At 39.2% G+C, this 18,417-nt stretch carries 14 protein-coding genes; 5 read left to right on the top strand and 9 right to left on the bottom strand.

Features of this window, described 5'->3' with window-relative positions:
* Positions 1-296 (top strand): IS200/IS605 family transposase (gene tnpA / locus IQ236_RS12290; protein ID WP_193869523.1); only part of this gene is annotated, 296 nt, incomplete at its 5' end.
* 113 nt (positions 297-409) lie between these two features.
* Here tnpA and rdgB read toward each other — a convergent pair.
* The 5 genes from rdgB to accA form a co-directional block, all read right to left on the bottom strand.
* Positions 410-982, bottom strand: a complete 573-nt coding sequence (gene rdgB / locus IQ236_RS12295; protein ID WP_193869568.1) for an RdgB/HAM1 family non-canonical purine NTP pyrophosphatase — start codon at positions 980-982, stop codon at positions 410-412.
* Between the two features lie 129 nt (positions 983-1,111).
* Entirely contained in the window at positions 1,112-2,542 is a 1,431-nt protein-coding gene (locus tag IQ236_RS12300) for a phosphoglucomutase/phosphomannomutase family protein (RefSeq protein WP_322744135.1), read from the bottom strand.
* Between the two features lie 142 nt (positions 2,543-2,684).
* Positions 2,685-3,404 carry a GTP cyclohydrolase I FolE gene (gene folE / locus IQ236_RS12305; RefSeq protein WP_190515824.1) on the bottom strand — a complete coding sequence of 240 codons (720 nt, stop codon included), beginning with the start codon at positions 3,402-3,404 and terminating at the stop codon, positions 2,685-2,687.
* A gap of 68 nt (positions 3,405-3,472) precedes the next feature.
* Positions 3,473-4,198 (bottom strand): SDR family oxidoreductase, encoded by a 726-nt coding sequence (locus IQ236_RS12310; RefSeq protein WP_193869525.1) that lies wholly within the window; start codon positions 4,196-4,198, stop codon positions 3,473-3,475.
* Positions 4,199-4,431: 233 nt separating this feature from the next.
* Entirely contained in the window at positions 4,432-5,412 is a 981-nt protein-coding gene (accA, locus tag IQ236_RS12315; RefSeq protein WP_193869526.1) for an acetyl-CoA carboxylase carboxyl transferase subunit alpha, read from the bottom strand.
* A 245-nt stretch (positions 5,413-5,657) separates the two neighbouring features.
* On the opposite strand from accA, the gene IQ236_RS12320 reads away from it, so the two are divergent.
* Positions 5,658-6,185, top strand: coding sequence for a transposase (locus IQ236_RS12320; protein ID WP_193869527.1), 528 nt, complete (start codon positions 5,658-5,660; stop codon positions 6,183-6,185).
* 164 nt (positions 6,186-6,349) lie between these two features.
* On the opposite strand, the gene hpsO is transcribed toward IQ236_RS12320, so the two are convergent.
* The 4 genes from hpsO to glmM form a co-directional block, all read right to left on the bottom strand.
* Complete coding sequence (hpsO, locus tag IQ236_RS12325; protein WP_193869528.1) at positions 6,350-7,522, bottom strand: hormogonium polysaccharide biosynthesis glycosyltransferase HpsO; 1,173 nt, start codon at positions 7,520-7,522, stop codon at positions 6,350-6,352.
* 85 nt (positions 7,523-7,607) lie between these two features.
* Positions 7,608-8,597, bottom strand: coding sequence for a hormogonium polysaccharide biosynthesis glycosyltransferase HpsN (hpsN, locus tag IQ236_RS12330; protein ID WP_193869529.1), 990 nt, complete (start codon positions 8,595-8,597; stop codon positions 7,608-7,610).
* A gap of 92 nt (positions 8,598-8,689) precedes the next feature.
* On the bottom strand, positions 8,690-10,306 hold the full coding sequence (gene hpsL / locus IQ236_RS12335) for a hormogonium polysaccharide biosynthesis protein HpsL (RefSeq protein WP_193869530.1): 1,617 nt from the start codon (positions 10,304-10,306) through the stop codon (positions 8,690-8,692).
* A gap of 177 nt (positions 10,307-10,483) precedes the next feature.
* On the bottom strand, positions 10,484-11,959 hold the full coding sequence (glmM, locus tag IQ236_RS12340) for a phosphoglucosamine mutase (RefSeq protein WP_193869531.1): 1,476 nt from the start codon (positions 11,957-11,959) through the stop codon (positions 10,484-10,486).
* A 258-nt stretch (positions 11,960-12,217) separates the two neighbouring features.
* Here glmM and IQ236_RS12345 point away from each other — a divergent pair, with 258 nt between their 5' ends.
* From IQ236_RS12345 to IQ236_RS12355, 3 genes are all read left to right on the top strand, one after another.
* The gene (locus IQ236_RS12345) at positions 12,218-13,891 is read left to right on the top strand and encodes a hypothetical protein (RefSeq protein ID WP_193869532.1); all 1,674 of its coding nucleotides are present in this window, start codon (positions 12,218-12,220) and stop codon (positions 13,889-13,891) included.
* A gap of 6 nt (positions 13,892-13,897) precedes the next feature.
* Positions 13,898-15,814 carry a GtrA family protein gene (locus IQ236_RS12350; RefSeq protein WP_228041582.1) on the top strand — a complete coding sequence of 639 codons (1,917 nt, stop codon included), beginning with the start codon at positions 13,898-13,900 and terminating at the stop codon, positions 15,812-15,814.
* Between the two features lie 232 nt (positions 15,815-16,046).
* Entirely contained in the window at positions 16,047-18,278 is a 2,232-nt protein-coding gene (locus tag IQ236_RS12355; protein WP_193869533.1) for a hypothetical protein, read from the top strand.
* The last annotated feature ends 139 nt before the right edge of the window (positions 18,279-18,417 follow it).

An 18,417-nucleotide genomic window follows, 5' to 3' on the forward strand; every position in this document is an offset into this window, starting at 1 on the left:
AAGTTTGGCAAGATTTAGCAACGGAGAAAGGATGGAATATTCGGGCTTGTGAGATAGCTCCTGATCATGTCCATCTATTTATTGAGTTTCCTCCTACGATGCCAATCCATTTAGTTGTTAAGTTTTTGAAAGGGAGGGCTTCTAATATCCTCCGCAAGGAATTTCCTGAATTACTCAAGTTACCTAGTTTATGGAGTAAGAGTTATTTTTTTAGTACAGCAGGAAATGTTAGTGCTGAAACAATACAGAAATATATTGAAGACCCTCATCATTACGCTTCGGTTAAAACCGCTTGAGTCGCTTTTCCACCTCGCTCGCTTATAGACGAGGCTACCAAGCTCCCATGTATTTCTGGTGTAACAAAAAGGGGGATACGGCTTTGTTGTATCCCTGTTTTTCCTTCTGTTCCCTATAATAAAGCTTGCAGTTGAGGTAAAACACCTTGAAAAGCCTGACCTCGATGGGAAAGTTGATGTTTTAATTCCGCAGGCATTTGGGCAAAGGTCATTTGAACTTCAGGAACATAAAAAATCGGATCGTAGCCAAACCCCCCACTTCCCTGCGGTTCTTTTGTGATGATTCCTTTACAAATTCCTTCATACTGGATGGCCATAGAACCATCGGGACTCGCAACAGCTACAGCACAGATAAATTGAGCATTGCGGTTGGGAGTATCCCCCAGTTCCTTCAGCAGTCGCACAATACATTCTGCTTCTGTGGGTGCGTAACGAGCAGAATACAGTCCCGGTGCGCCATTTAACGCTTCAACGGCTAACCCCGAATCATCTGCGATCGCCCATTCTCCCGTTGCTAACGCCACTTGCGACGCTTTCAAACCTGCATTTTCTATAAACGTTGTTCCGGTTTCTTCTATTTCTAAATCTTTAGGCTTAAGCTGCAATTCAATCTCTAAACCCTCCAAATAAGCCTGCATCTCCTTCAATTTCCCTGGATTTCCCGTTGCTACAATTAGTTTTTTCATAATCATATTAACTTTTATTATTAATAATTCGTAATTCGTAATTCGTAATTCGTAATTCGTAATTCGTAATTCGTAATTCGTAATTCGTAATTCGTAATTATTCAAAAACTGATAACTGATAACTGATTCCTAGAATTGATTCGCCCAATCTTTAGCCCAGTTTAGGGTTTCCTGAACTATATCCAGGGTTGGTGCTTCACAATAGAGGCGTAAAACAGGTTCTGTCCCACTAAAGCGAATTAATAACCAACGACCATCGGCGAGGCGATATTTGTAACCATCCACCGCTAAACAATCAACCACCCCTTGTCCTGCAATTTCCTGTAGCGGTTGAGTGTCCAATTGTTCAACAAGGCGCGATCGCACGTCCATACTCGCTAACGGTAAATCAATCCGATCATAAGCCGAATCAAAACCCGTTTGTTGTTGTAACCGTTGATAGGTTTGCGTTGGATCTTCCCCCGACTGTACCATTGCTTCTAAGACATACAGCGCCGATAATAACGCATCTCGTTCAGGAATATGGGTTCCGTAACCTACGCCCCCAGATTCTTCACCCCCGACTAAAACTTCAGTCGTTAACATTCGATCAGCAATATATTTATAACCAATCGGCGTTTCATACAAGGATAAATTGAATAATTGTGCAATACGAGGAATTAAATCAGAACCACTTACAGTTTTAACAATTTCTCCGGTAAATCCTCGACGAGTTGATAAATGTTCAATTAAGACGGGAATTAAAATTTGAGAACTCAGGAAATTGCCCTTTTGATCCACCGCCGCAATGCGATCGCTATCCCCATCAAACACAAACCCAATGGCTAAACCCCCATCAGAAGCTTGAAAAGCCTGTAATTCTTCAAATAATTCAGGAATATAACGAGGTAAAGGTTCCGGTGCGCCGCCACCAAAATAAGGATCACGATTTGTATTAATTTCGTGAACTTTATCCCCCAATAATTGAGTTAATCCTCCGGTCGCCGCCCCGTGCATGACATCAGCAAAAACCGTTACTTTTCCTTGATTCAGTGCGTCTTGAATTCCCCCAATATCAACTTTAGAACGCAAGGTTTCGCAATAACTCGGCCAAGGATTAAAATGTTCTAAAGTTCCGGGTGTCGTTTCAAAAGTAGGAGGTTCCGTTAATAACGCTTCAATTTGTTGGGTAATTTCTGGCCCCACAGAACCGCCAAAAGCTCCTTTAACTTTTAACCCTAAATATTTACCGGGGTTATGACTAGCGGTTAAAACAATCGCCCCTAAAGCTTGTTGTTGATGAGCGATCAATGAAAAAGCCGGAGTAGGAGCATAAGTTTCACTGAGTTTGACATCAAATCCTGCCGTTTGGATGGCGACCGCGGCACATCGGGCAAATTCTTCAGCTAAAAAACGCCGATCATAGCCAACAATCACCGTCCGGCTTCCGGTACTTTTTCCGTAGGTTTGATAGAGAACCTGAGCCGCAATGGGAGCCACTAAAGCGACTCGTTCAAAGGTGAAGTCCGAAGCAATCACGCCCCGCCAGCCATCGGTTCCAAATTTGATGGGTTGAGTGATCATGAATTTTGCAGTTAACGTTGAACTAAGAATTTAGAATTAAGAACTAAGAATGATACCCCTTAAGCTGTTTCTAGCATAAGTTAAATTTTTCTTAATTCTCAATCTTAAATTCTTAATTCCCAGTTAAAATCCCTATTACTTAAAAAAATGCAGGTTGATGGCGAATTAAATTCAGGAATTCTTCACGGGTTTTTTGTTCATCTTGGAATAGACCCACCATTGCACTGGTGACTGTCCAAGACCCCGGTTTCTGAACACCACGCATCGCCATACACATATGGGTTGCCTCCATCACCACAGCCACCCCTTGAGGTTCAAGAATGGTTTTAATTGCTTCAGCAATTTGGCGAGTCAGACGTTCTTGAACTTGCAAACGGCGACTATACATTTCCACAATTCGAGCCAGTTTACTTAAGCCAATGACTTTTTGATTGGGAATATAAGCAACGTGGGCACGACCCATGAAGGGTAACATATGGTGTTCGCACATACTGAAGAACGTAATGTCCCGCACCAGCACCATTTCTTCATGGCCTTCATCAAAAATTGCCCCATTCACCAGATCTTCAAGGGATTGATTGTAACCACTGGTTAAAAACCGCATGGCTTCAGCCACCCGTTTTGGTGTTTTGAGTAAGCCTTCGCGTTCAGGATCTTCCCCGACCCCTAACAGCATAGTGCGAACCGCATCCATCATTTGTTCATCACTCACTTCCGTGCAGGGTTGGGAGTGGGTGCTGTGACCATGAGATAAAGTGCGATCGGGTCTAATGGGAAATCCACTGGTGTCTTCATTTTTGGCTTCAGTCATGGAGATCTCTAAATTTTTGACCCCATTTGTGCTTGGTGAGATAGTCATGGTGTATCTTAAATCAAGGTTTAGAAATGACAAAGGTGAATGGTTTTAGAATCGACAGGGAGAACGATTCAAAACGCGCCGATGCTCGGCATGAGGGTTAATTCTTCAATCACGGCAACCGTTGGTAATAAGGCGACATAGAGAATTGACTCGGCTACAATCTCTGGTGTCAGCATGGCAGCGCGATCAAAGTCGGCTTTAACGGTTTCGGTATCCCAAATGGGAGTATTCACAGAACCTGGACACAGGGCTGTTACTCGAATACCATTTGCACGTTCTTCCATGGCCAGGGTTTTGGATAAGGCCATCAAACCAAATTTACTGACACAGTAGGCGCCCCAGTTGGGAAATGTTTGCAAACCAGCAATGGAGACAACATTAATGATGGTTCCAGACCCTCGATCTCGCATTCCTGGTAAAACCCCTTGCACACACTGGAAAACACTGGTCAGATTCAAATCGATCACTCGTTGCCAATCTGCAAGGGATGTGTTGATTAAGTCTCCGGTGTATCCCATACCTGCATTATTGACAAGAATATCAATCGGGCCAAAGGCAGCAACAATACTATCGATTTGGGTATGGACTTGTTCAACTTTTGCCAAGTCCAGGGGAAAGGCTTTCGCTTCTACCCCGAAATTTCGGGCTTCTTGGGCTACCGCTTCTAAGCGATCCTCCTGGCGACTGACTAATGCAATGTCAATCCCGGATGCCGCAAAGGCGAGGGCTGTCGCCCGACCAATGCCACTGCTGGCTCCTGTGATCAAGGCTCTTTTTTGAATGGGAGAAGTCATGTCTGCTTTAAGTCGTCTCCAATGGGACTCGAACAGATGTCACAAATCTGTAAATAATTCAATCTGAGAAATGTGTAAAGATTTGTTACCGTTTTGATTATATCACTAAAAAGCTTTTGGAATTTAGATTTTCCTGGACAATCAAGATCAAGGTGCATGATTGGGTTCCTCAGCCTTTTTTACCCGCCAGGTTCTGAAGATTAATGGCAACTTGGTTGAGTATGATCTTATGTTTAAACTTTGGCTTCGGCAAAAACTCCAATATTTCTGAACTTCTGATATCGCATTTCTCGACGCTGCTGGGGTGTTAAAGGAAGGAGTTCAGCTAAGGATTTTAGGAGCGCATTTTTGAGCAGTTCTGCCGCTTTTAAAGGGTTGCTATGGGCTCCCCCATCCGGTTCAGATACGACTTCATCAATAATACCTAATTGTTTGAGATCTTGGGAGGTAATTTTCAGGGCTTGGGCGGCTTGGGGCGCTTGACCCGCATCTTTCCACAAAATCGCAGCACAGGCTTCAGGAGTAGCGACGGTATAGACAGAATGTTCTAACATCAGCAATTTTTCCCCAACTCCAATTCCTAACGCCCCACCCGAACCCCCTTCACCAATAACTGTACAAATAATCGGAACGTCTAAATCAAACATCTCTCGGAGGTTATAGGCAATGGCTTCGCCTTGGCCAAGTTTTTCGGCGTCTACCCCCGCCCAAGCCCCCGGAGTATCAATAAAGGTCAGAATCGGCATTCCAAAACGGTTGGCGTGTTCCATTAACCGCATGGCTTTGCGATAGCCTCCGGGGGCTGCCATACCAAAATTTCGGGCAACATTATCTTTGGTATCCCGTCCTTTTTGATGGCCTAGGATCATCACAGGTTGTCCCCCTAAACGGGCAACTCCTCCCACTAAGGCCGGATCATCATAGCCTCGGCGATCGCCATGGAGTTCCATCCATTCATCGGTCATCGCCTGAATATAATCTAAGGTACTGGGTCGTCGGGGATGGCGGGCGAGTTGTAGTCGTTGTAGGGGAGATAAACTACTGAAAATTTCTTGTCGCAGTTGGCTGGCGCGGGTTTCGAGTTGTCGAATTTCTTCGGACACATCCACACCATTTTCACTCGCCAATTGACGAATTTGGTCAATACGGCTTTCTAGTTCGACTAGAGGCTTTTCAAAGTCAAGGAGAATTGGTTTTCGATTGGAATTAGCCACACTCAAATTTACTGTTACAGTTACAGGGGTGAATATAAATGACTATTTTACAGTGGAACAGGCATCTTGCCTGTATTAGCATCTTGCCTGTATTAGCATCTTGCCTGTATTAGCATCTTGCCTGTATTGGTATTTTGGGTGTGTATCGTCCTGTAATATAAAATTGAGTAACAGGCTAACAGGCAAGATGCCTGTTCCACTGGAGTTATAAATTACAAAAAATTAATAATAATTAGGTAGGATTGATGAGTGATGATTTGAGGAATAATGACGAATTAAAAATAACTCGGAGAAATTTACCTCATTGGGAATTAGATGGGGCTGTTTATTTTGTGACTTTCAAAACTTTCCAAAAGCTGGAACTGACTCCCATAGCTAGAACAATTGTTTTAAACTGTTGTTTATTCTTTGATGAAAGTCATCCAAATAATATTCCTAGATACCATACATTTTCTTTAGTCATCATGCCAGATCATGTTCATTGGTTATTGCAACCTTTACCTAAGATAAATACAGAAATAGAGGAGGAACAAACAAAAGCTGAATATTGGTCATTAACCCGTATTTTACATAGTATTAAAAGTTATACCGCAAAACAAATTTCTAAAATCATGAAACATAGAGGTATAATTTGGCAAGATGAAAGATATGATCGAATTATAAGAAATCATCAAGAGTTTATCAATACATGGCAATATATTAGGCAAAATCCTGTCCAGGAAAAATTGTCGGATATGGCAGAAGACTATCCTTTTTTATGGGAGGAATTTTAATTTTATTATTAATCAGTGAATCTACTAAAATGTGGAACGGGCATCTTGCCCGTCAAAATGAAACAACTATGAAACAACTATGAATAATGGAATAACAGGCAGGATGCCTGTTCCACTTCCACTTCCACTTCCACTTGCATTTGCACTTCCAGTGATAGCATAACTCAAACTCCTAATAATTGCTGATAAAAAGCTAATAATTCTTGAGCCAGTGCTGTATTTGTGTAGTGAGTCATTGCTCGTTGATAGCCTCGTTGTCCTAACTGTTTTGCGAATTCTGGCTGTGTGATTAACTGGCTGAGAACATCTCGTAAAGCTTGTTCATTGCCTTCAGGAAAGATTAATCCTGTATCGGCAATAACGTGGGGAATTTCGCCGGAGTCGGAACCAATTACGGGAACTTGACAAGCCATTGCTTCAATTAAAACATGACCAAATTGTTCTTTCCACCCCACAGCCGTTAGGGTTTTAAATTTGTAGGTTGTTTCTGAGGGTAAAACTAGGGTATCCATTAAATTAATATAGCGTTGTACCTGATCATGAGGGACACTTTCGATTAAAATTAATCGGTCTTTAAATCCTAAGTTCTCAGCCATTTCTAAAAGTTGCGATCGCAATTCCCCCCGACCTAATAAAACCCATTTCCAAGAATAATCTTTTAACCCAGCTAAGGCTTTTGCTAAAGTCATCAATCCTTTTTCTTCCACAAACCGCCCCACAAACCCGACAACAAATTCATCCAGGTTAATGCCTAATTCGGCTTTTAATTGGGGTTGGGGTTCAGGTTTAAACAGGTTTTCATCAACACCTAATTGGGGCATGACTTCAATTTTCCGGGTATATCCTTTTTGTTTTAAAATATCTTTTCCGTCTTGATTTCCAACAACAATACCATCGGTATATTTTAGGTTATAGGCTTCTAAAACAGAAACGGGAAATTTTAATTCATAAGGCAAATTCCACCACGTAAAAAAGACATTTTTTGCTTTTAACCCTAAAAGATTGTTTAAGGTAATGAATTGGCTATAAGTTAAAGCTTTAGACCCTTGTTCAACTTGAATAATATCCGGCTTAAAGGTTTTTAAAAGGGAAACTAAATCTAAGCCAAAGGTGAGTAAACCTTGGTTATTTTCGCTAAAATTAGAGAGGGGAACAACCTTAAAATTGCCTTCATCCAAATATTGACACTCAATAATTTTATTTTGAACCCCTCCGGGTCGCCAACGTTTGGGAACAATGAGGGTTACTTCGATATTCGGTTGTAAACGCGCTAAGGCTCTGAATTTTTCTCGGTTTAAGTCAACAATATAGGTATGACTTGCAACTAAAATTTTCATTAATTTCCTCCTGATTAACGGTTCTCTGGGTCGGGTGAATAATTCTGATCAAACCGTTGCTGTGATTGATCAACAGTAGGTGAGACTATAGATTGTCTTGTTGTGTGTAAATTTGTCCTTGATCCCAAAGGGATGTAATCCAGGTTCCTAACGCTTTAAGTAAGCCTAATTTATAGAAGAAGAAACGGCTGATAATTTTGAGAGGAGAACCACTTTTATTACAAGGGGGATGTCCTAAAACATGACAATCGAATAATTTAGCAAAAAAGCGGAAACATTGACCCGGAGTTAAATTTTTTAACCCCATTAAGAAATGATTATGATAAAAGGTAATCTGATATTGTACAGAACGGGTACTCATATCATGACACCCTCCCGCTTCTTCCCCTAAATGAATTAAATAAGCGTCTGGGTCATACCAAATCACATAACCTGTTTGTCTTAATCTTAAACAAAAATCCGATTCTTCTCGCACCGCACTGCCTTTAAATCGTTCATCAAAGGTTAACCCAAATTGATCAAAAATTTCTCGGCGGAAGGACATATTACATCCTCTAGCAGAAATCACTGGTTGAGGTTTAATGGTATGAACTAAATCAATATGATACCAAGCAATCCCAGGATCATAAGCTTCGGGAGGTAAAGTTTCAATGGTTAATTCTCCGCCCGAATCACTTAATTTCATGCGATCAAAAACTCGTCCAGCAACGGCTCCAATCTTTTCGGGTGCAGAAGTTTCTCCAGGGATATAATTACGAGCATGAGCCATTAAAAACCCTTCAGGAAGTTGAATATCATCATCAATAAATAAAAGAATATCACCTTGAGAACGCCGTACCGCATAATTTCTAGCACCGGGTAAACTCGCCCACTCTAAACGATACCATTTGATTTTTTCAGCTTGGGCTAATTGTTCTAAGTAAACTTGGGTTTCAGGTTCATGGGTTGGGGTTTGATCCACCACTAAAACTTCAAAATTTGGATAATTTTGTTTTAAGACTTCTGCTAAGGTTTCTCGTAAAACTTGTTCTCGGTTGTAGGTGGGAATAATAACAGAAATTAAGGGTAAATTCATGAGCTTTTCTCCTTAAATTGTTTAACCGTTGATTGGATAGTTTTTGTAAAAAATTACTTTCAATGCACCCACTAAATGATTCAGATCATTATTTAAGAATCTGGATCAAGTTCACCTGCTTCGATCAGTTTTTTCCGTTCTTCCCGATCAATTTCGGGCAATTTAAAGAGGACACCCGCAAAATACCAATAATAAACCGTGACTGGATCAACATCCAGGGGGTAATAATAAGTATTGTAGCTAATGATTAACACAAAAACCCAAAAAGAAGCTCCAAAACTCCGTAAATTTTTATCTTTCACAGAACGATAGGATTTAAACCCAACAATGGTCATGGTTGTTACTAAATAGAGAAAACCCGCGACTCCAATTGGCCCTATTTCAAAAATCAGTTTAGGATAGTAGGTTTCAATCAACTGAGTTTTTCCAAAAATACGAGCTGCATTGGTTGCTCGTCCAAGTCCTTTTCCTAAAATCCCTTTTTGTCCGCCGCTACTGTTTCCAAACTGTTCTGAGATGAAATCGGTGGGGGGTGAAGCATTCCAACGACTGACAAAACTATCAATTCGTTCTTGCAAAAATGTGGGGCTGGCTGCTGCTGCAATTCCTAATACTAAACCCAGTCCGGCGAGAATGGGAAGAAATCGTTTTAAGTTAGCAACTTGTCCGGTTAAAACTAATAGAATAATGGTGACAACGGGAACTAATGCTAAGGCAATTCGTTGACCGGAAATCACAGCATTTACAAATACCAGTGCCATTCCGACTAAACCCGTTGTTCGCCAGAGGGGAGATGGATCACTAAAAGCGCTCGCAAAGGTAAAAAAAGCATTAGCAATTAAAAACCAAGCCCATTGCCAAGGTGCCACAAAAGTTCCCGGTAAACGAATCATGTTTTGGGAGGGACTAAAGACTAAAGATCCACCGACAAAGCATTTAGCGTCAATAGTTGCTTTAAATAAATCATCTCCGAGTAAATGATCGGTTCCTTTGCAACGACCACTAGCCAGCATTTGATATTGGATGACTCCTAAAACACAACAAATGATGGCTAAAACCAGTGTCATCCGCGTTAGCAATAACAGTTCTTTTTTTCCTTTAATTTGGTAATAGGAACAGGTAATTAAGGGCAGGTATCCAATAAAGGATTTTAACCCCATTAATCCTAATAAAATGGGTTTATCTCCCCCTTCTGGTTTGAGTTGTTGTAACCCATTTACTAATAGCAACGTTAACCCGCAGATGGCAAGCAGTACCATCAAAGGTTGCTTAAGAGCTTTAGGAACAATCATGGGCATTCCTTTGCGTTTCCATTCCTTATATTTGGCAAATAAGGCTGGAAAATAAAAGCCATCTTTAGCGAGTTGAAAAATAGGGCTGCCACCGCCGACCCAGTAGGTGATTGTGCCACCAAAAGGTAAATAAATTAAAAATCCCCATAATGCCATATCTGGGTAGAGATAGGATAGGGAAACTACTAAAATTCCTCCTCCCCCTGCGATCGCTAATTTGGGGCCAGCAACCACAAATAAAATCGCTCCCACAACAGCAGCAGCAGCAATAATTCCTGATGATGAAGATATAACTTTTTGAATCGCTTTTGCTCGTTGCTTTTGGCGAAGTTTAATTTCTTGTTTACTTAATGTGGGTTTTTTAGCTTTAGCTTTTTTTTTAACCTTCTTTCGCTTTTTTTTAGCTTTTGTAACCATTGGAGTTAGGAGTCAGAAGTTATTTATTAGGGATTAAAAAAATAAATGCTGTAAATTTAGCCTTCATTATAGATCAAGTTTCAAGGGGCTGTGGAAAAACAACAAACGAAATCGCTGGCGGATGGTGCGATAATCGAACTCTTCCTGACCAGCGATGAAGTCTGTATTTGAAAAATGTTAAACGGCTAAATATTGCTGAACGACTGAGACTAATTGTTCTGCCCAATAATTGGCTAAATCACCGTTGGAAGCTTCAACCATGACTCGAATTAAAGGTTCTGTTCCTGACGCGCGGACTAATATTCGCCCTTGATTTCCCATCGCGGCTTCTGCGGTTTCAATGGCTTTGATTACAGGTTCACACTCTTGCCAATGACGTCGTTGATGAACGTCCTCAACCCGAATATTTTTTAATAGTTGGGGATAGGTTTGGAAACTTTGATTGACTAATTCTGTTAAAGATTGACCGGAACGTTTGACTAATGTAGCTAAATGTAACGCCGTCAGTAACCCATCCCCACTAATTCCATAATGGTGACAGAGAATATGTCCTGACTGTTCACCGCCTAACATCGCCCCGGTGCGTTTCATTTCGGCGTGAACGTGCTGGTCGCCGACGGGAGTACGAATTAATTGGCCCCCAAACTGTTGCCAAGCTCGTTCAAAACCGAGGTTAGCCATCACCGTTGAAATAATTAAATTGTCGGGAAGTTGTCCGGCTTGGCTGAGGGTTTGGCCCCAAAAATACAGAATATAATCTCCATCCACGGCCCGTCCTTGACCGTCAACGGCTAAAACTCGGTCTGCATCGCCATCAAAGGCAAATCCAAGATCAGCATGATGGTCTAAAACCGCTTGTTGTAGCTGTTGTAAATGGGTAGACCCACAATTAACGTTAATTTGATGGCCATTGGGTTGATCATGAAGGCAAATCACCTCAGCCCCCATTTCTGTAAATACCTGGGCGGCGAGGGGAACCGCAGCACCCCAAGCTAAATCTAAAACCACCCGCATTCGGTGTAAATTCGAGACAGAAAGTAATGGCCCATGTAGAGATTGGGCATACTGTTGAATCAGTTCGGGACGGTAATAGTGTTGGCCACAGTCGCTATAAGAAATGGGAAAATCGGCAGTTCCTCTAATTCCCGCCTCTATTTGCTGTTGTAGGGCGGTGGATAGTTTTGTACCATCTGCGCCAAAAAATTTAATTCCGTTGTCTTCTGGGGGGTTGTGGCTGGCGGAAATCATCACTCCACCAATGGCTTCAGAGGTTAAGGTTAAATAGGAAACTCCTGGCGTGGGACAAACCCCAATATGCCAAACTTCCAACCCTGCCGCAATTAATCCGGCGGAGAGAGCCATTGCTAACATATTGCCAGAGGTGCGGGTATCTTGGCCTAAAATCACCGGGCCGGGATGTTGGGCCTGTTGTCGGAGAACTTGGCCCGCCCAGAAACCGACTTGTAAAGCCAGAGGCGCACTCAGGAGTCCTCCCACACGCCCCCGGATACCATCGGTTCCAAATAGGGGGGTTGTGGGGAGTTCCCCGACTTGATCCGTAAAGCCAAAATGGGAGATGGTTCGAGGTTGGGCGGTGTTGGCTTCTTTTTGCAATGAACTAAAGTTCTGAGTCCGAGCGGGTGTTGCGACCATAAAAATTCACTCCTCTTAATATATTCACACACTCAATGTGGAGGATACCACGTCAGGAACAGAGGTCAACCGTCTGAGGCTAGGATATGTGCAGTTACGAGGCTTAAAATTGGCTGATTTTATATTACCTGTTGAGGTACTATTTTTTTCAATGAGTTTCAATTAATTGTGGGAAATTGATGACTTGACAGGATAGCCGCAAAACAAGATACTAAAAAAACTTACCCCGAATCCGGTTGCTTTCAATTTAACACGGTAATGAAGACAAAATCTTTCTCCAAAATCTCGCGTTATTCAATTATTTTAATCGGAATTATTGCCGTTACAGGATTGATTGCTTATTCTAACATTTTTAATAGTTTTTTTCTATCGGATGATTTTGTTTTAATTGCCTTATTGTCTAAATTAGGGCCATTGGGGTTATGGTTTAATCAACAACACGGTCAATCGTTATTTTTTAGACCTTTGTTAGGATTAATTAGTTTTTTAGATTATAAAATCTGGGGGTTAAATGCTTTTGGCTACCATCTAACTAATTTTGGATTTCATTTAGGAAATTCTTTTTTGGTGGTGAGAATCTCCTTTTTATTGAGTTTAAATTTAAGATTAGAATTAAAATTAAAGCGATTTATTCCTTATTTTGCCGGATTTATCTTTCTATTATTACCCTCCCATTCTGAAGCCGTTTCTTGGATTTCTGCCCGTACTGATGTTATTGCTACGTTTTTTGCCTTATTGTCCTTTTCAACCTATTTAACCTTTAAACAATTTTATCAACCCATACAATTATGGATCTCTTTAGCTGCCTTTTTAGCCGCGTTATTATGTAAAGAATCTATTGTCAGTTTTCCAGGGTTAATTTTAGCCTATGAACTCTACCAATATTTACAAGAAAAACCTCGAACTTTGAATAAACTCTTGACAATCGTTTCCTTTTATGGAATAGTTTTAGGGTTTTATTTTGTTTGTCGATATCTAAAGTTAGGAACCTTCATCGGGGGATATGGAAAAGGTATTCATCTTCAGTTTAATCCGATCCAAATTTTATACAATTTAATTATTTATCCCCCTCGTAGCTTTTTATCGCCTCAATTCAATTCTAATTTAACAATCTGGATTACACAATTATTGGGAGTAATTTTGATCTCATTATTGGCTTTTATTTTAAGTTATCATAAACATCAACTAACCTCTCAAATTCCTCAAACCCTACTCTTATTAATAGCGGGATTTTGGATTTGTGTTTTACCTGCAATTAATGTTTCTGTATCCCCTTTTGATACCCAAGGAGAACGTTATTTATATTGGGCTTCTAGTTTCACTTCTATTTATATCGCCTTAGTAATCACAATTTTAGTGAGTAATTTTCAACTGAATTTAATTCTATCCTCCATTATATTAGTCAGTTTAGGATTATCCCTGCATTCTATTAACCAAAACTGGAAATTCGCCGGAGAACTCTCTCAAAGTTTATTATCTAGTTTACAAAAAATCCCCATAGAATCCCCTATAATTATCAGTCTTCCTGATAATTATAGAGGAGCTTATGTATACAGAACCGGATTAATTCAAGGTCTTTATCTTTTTGATTCGGAGAATCGCTTTAACGTTCAATTTGAGCAAAAACCCACCGATAAACCCTTTGAAAAAGTTAGATTCTATACCGATAACATTTTATTGGTTATGATGAATACTCTGCTAGAACCCACTGACAAAATTCTTGTTAATTCTCCCCAACCCAATCAATATCAATTTCAATTATCCAATCCCCAAACCACATTTTTTCTCACGCCCAAAAATACAGTCGTCACTCAAGATTATCACATTAACAATGTACAACCCCAATCCTATACGCTAAATTTAAACAATCCTAGCCGTTTTCAGGATTTATTATTGTATTCATCGGGTCAGTTTGTTAAACTATCGAACTAATATTGTATGATAGAGACAATTTATCCAACGATAAGATTAGGTGTGATGGAACCCATTTATATTTTAGGTGCTGGCCCAGCCGGACTAGCAGCGGCTTATACTTTAACGAAGCAAGGTCAATCTGTTGTTGTCGTTGAACGCGATAGTCAAGTGGGAGGGTTAGCTAAAAGTATAGAATATCAAGGCTTTATCTTAGATTACGGCCCCCATCGATTTTATACAAAAATTGCTCCGGTTTTGCAACTTTGGGATGAGGTTTTAGGAGATGAACAAGTTACGGTTAATCGTTTAACTCGGATTTATTATGGGGGAAAATATTTTAGTTATCCCTTAAAAGCCAAACAAGTTTTATATGCATTAGGATTAGTTGAAACTTTCAGAATTATTATCTCCTATTTAGCTGTTCGATTATTTCCTAAATCTCAAACCAATAACTTTGCAGAATGGGTTGAAAATAAATTTGGGAAACGCCTCTCTGAGATATTTTTTGAAGGTTACACCGAGAAATTATGGGGAATTCCCTGTACAGAAATTAGTGCAGATTGGGCGGCACAACGCATTAAAGGATTATCTTTATCAAAAGCGATTAAAAATGCTATTTTAGGCAATGATGGAAAAGTTAAAAACCTCATAGACCAGTTTCAATTTCCCCGTTTGGGTTCGGGTCAACTTTATGAAAAAATCGCCGACTATTTACAACAACATCAGCAACCGATTTTATTAAATACAGAAGTTATCCAAATTCATCATCAGAATTCTCAAGTTACTCATATTACCCTGAGAAACCGCATCACCAAAGAGGAAAACACCGTTGCTTGTGGGGGAGTTATTTCTTCTATTCCTCTAACTCATTTTGTTCAGCAACTGCAATCTTCCCCCCCTGAAAAAGTTATCGAGGCTGCTAAGTCGCTTAAATTTAGAAATACAATTTTAGTCTATTTAATGGTAGAAGGGGGAAATGTTTTTCCTGATAATTGGTTATATATTAATGACCCCAGAGTTGACGTTGGACGAGTGACCAATTTTGCAAACTGGTCGCCAGAAATGTTAGCAAATACTCAACAAACCCCCCTTTGTTGTGAATATTGGTGTAATTTTGGCGATGATTTATGGCAATGTCCAGAAGATGAACTGCGAATATTAGCTGAAAAAGAATTACGCAAAATTGGATTATTAAAAAATCAAGCGATTTCTGATGGGTTTATTGTGCGTTTACCTCGAACTTATCCTATTTATGCTGGAAATTATCAAAGTGCTTTATCAGAAATTCAACAGTATTTAGAAACCTTCCAAAACTTGCAATTAGTGGGACGCTATGGCGCATTTAAGTATAATAATCAAGACCATAGTTTATTAATGGGAATTTTTGCAGCCGAGAACGTTTTAACTCCGGGTAAACATAACCTCTGGGATGTCAATAGTGATAGTGAATATGTGGAAGAAGCTCACGCTGAAGCAACCACAACCGCAGCAGCAAATACTCGTCTTTCTCGCCGTCGCCAAACCTTAAAAACATTACGAGAATTTGGCGGTTATTTATTTACAGGTGGTGCGGCTACGGTTGTTGATGTTCTCGTTTTTTCGATTCTCATTCAGTCAGGACTCTGGTATGTTTTTGCATTAGGAATTAGTTATTTTCTGGGATTAAGTACCAACTTTTGGTTAAGTCGTCGGTTTGTATTTGGGGTGTATTGGAAAAACTGGTTTGTCCAATATGGCGTGTTTGCGACCGTTGCTTTAAATAGTTTATTAGCCAATTTAGGATTATTACAACTGTTAATTAATGAATTAGGTTGGCATCCAACCCTATCTCGTTTAGCGAGTGCTGCTTGTGTCGCTATGATTAGTTTTACTGGACATAAATTGTATTCCTTCTCATCTCCAAATCAATCATCTAATCCAGTTTCCAAACTGCAATCTTAACGATAGCAATCCGTGTTTAATTTGTAAAAAAAACCGTAGGGGTTAGGTCTCCTAACCCACATCCCTAGAGGGTTTGGAAAGGACTATTTGATTTGTAAAAAAACCGTAGGGGTTAGGTCTCCTAACCCACATCCCTAGAGGGTTTGGAAACCAAACCCCTACAATAAAATATTACAACCTCGGCGCGAATTACTTCCCAATCGGTTCTCTATTTCCTGTTCCCTACTTAAAAATGTCTGAACAAAAACAACAATCTAAAGTGAAATTAATCGCTATTATTACGATAACTTTAGCGACTTGGTTAATTCTAGTTCCTTGGGTCAATTTCATTAAAATCCCTTTTGGGAATAATCAAACTGGGGTGATTTCTTTAGCCAGTATTGAGAATATTAGTCCTTTTACAGACTATCTCAAATATATTATTTTACTTCTAACTCCTCCCTTAATTGCTACTTTGGTTTTAAACCTGAATCAAAAACCCCTAAGAGCAATTTTAAAGGTTCTTAACCATCATTATACTTGGATAGGAATCAGTTCGATTTTACTCCTGACTTGGTTAATTAATACCCCATTAAACCAATTTAGAATTAATTCAACCTTAATAGATTCGTTTCATGAAGGAGAATTTTTAGGCTTTTTACCTAACTTTCTACAACTTCCAAAACCCTTTATCAATACTATTTTAATTCATGGCTATGGTGTTGATGTTCTTCCCAGTTGGTTAGCCACAAATCTCGCAACTCAAGATAATGGTATTGCTTTAACTCGGTTATTTGTCAATTTAGAAAATGTGATCACCTGTTTAGGCTATTTCTGGATATTATGGGAATTAATTAATTTAGCTAAAATTAACAGAAATAGATTAAAAATATTTGTGATATCCTGTATTCTATTTTGTGTTTTCGATGGAATTTTTTATAAATTTGATGGACGCAGAGGAACCAGTTTTATTATTCAATTAGCCTTAACCTTACGGTTTTTTAGAATAGCTGAAACCCGAACAAACCAAGCACAATGGTTATCGATTTTAATTGGAGCATCAATTCCCAGTAGTTTTTTCTATATTTATGATCGAGCAATATATTTTATAGCGGTTTATTTATGTGCTTCTATTTTATCATTATTTTTATCTAAAAAAACAACTATTTTATGGTTCAGAGGTTCACTCATTGGAATTATTATTGTTTCTATCCTGAGTTTAATCATCTTAGGTTTTGATCAAATTAATGCCATTATCTCTCAAATTTTATATTGGGGAAAATACGGACGCTATATTTCCTTTATTCCCCTTCCTCCCCTAGAACTCACTTGGACTTCCCAGAATTTTTGGTTATCGATGTTTGTTCAAAGTGGGATTTTAGTTTATCTCCTCTTAGATTTCAAAAATTATGAGTTTAAACTTCGTTCTTTTATCCAAAACAATTATCTGATTATTTTACTCCTAACTGCTGCATCCGTTTACATGAGAATTACCCTCGATAGAAGCGATATAGGACACGCCTATCATGGTGCATTAATGACGGCTTTTTTAGGATTTTATCTAATTTGTCTAGGGTATAAACATAAAATAGAACCGCAGTTATCCCAATATAATATAACTCCCCTTCAACAGATATTAATACTTCTGATTTTGACTATAATTATCTTAACAGAACCCAGTTTTAATCTTGTTAAGGGGATGGAAAAATTCACTCAACTTCCTGACGCTTTATCAACTTCTGATCAAAAACTCTTAAAACCAGATTATTTAGAAGCGTGGAAAACTCTGAAACCGGAAATTGATCAACAATCTTGCTTTTATACCTTAACTTCTGAAGGATTATGGTATTATTTATTTAATAAACCATCCTGTTCTAAATATGGTTATGTTCTCTATGCTAAACCCACCGTTGCACAACAGCAAGTGATTCAAGAAATCAATGAAACAAAACCCAATATTCTATTATTAACCAATGAATTATGGTATCAAAATCCTTGGGATTTAGTTTTAAAATCCGAATCTGCTTCTTTAATTTATCAAAACGTTTTAACTACCTATCGACCGTATAAAACCATTCAATCTCATTGGTTTTGGAAACGCAATAATCAACCGTTAAAATTTGCTCAAACTCAAGCATTAAATGGTAATATAGAATCTATTCCCACCCAACCCATTTATCAACGAGATGATTTATCCCTTAGCGGATGGTCAATTCTTCCTAAACAATCAAAACCTGCGGATGCAGTTTATCTAAGTTTAGGAGAAAACAATCAATTAATTGCTGTCGGTCAAGTTAATATTCCTAGACCTGATGTAGTTCAAGTTTTATCTAATCCTAAATATGAAAAATCAGGCTGGATGATTCGAGTTCCAACCGCAATTCTACCCCCAGGAAATAATCAGATGAAAGTCTGGAGTTATGATGCTAAAAATAATCAACTCACTCAAATAGGAAAGGGTTTTAACTTAGAAATTATCCTCTAACCTCCGTTTTTGTGCTTGCTTCCCACTCTTTCAAATAATATGAAACCTTATATAATTGCTAAAGATGAACCCCTCTAACCGCCTGTAGAGATGTTGTATGCAACGTCTCTACAGGGGGGAATTTGTAGCAAACATTTAG

It is taken from the genome of Planktothrix mougeotii LEGE 06226 (assembly GCF_015207485.1).
Lineage (GTDB): Bacteria > Cyanobacteriota > Cyanobacteriia > Cyanobacteriales > Microcoleaceae > Planktothrix.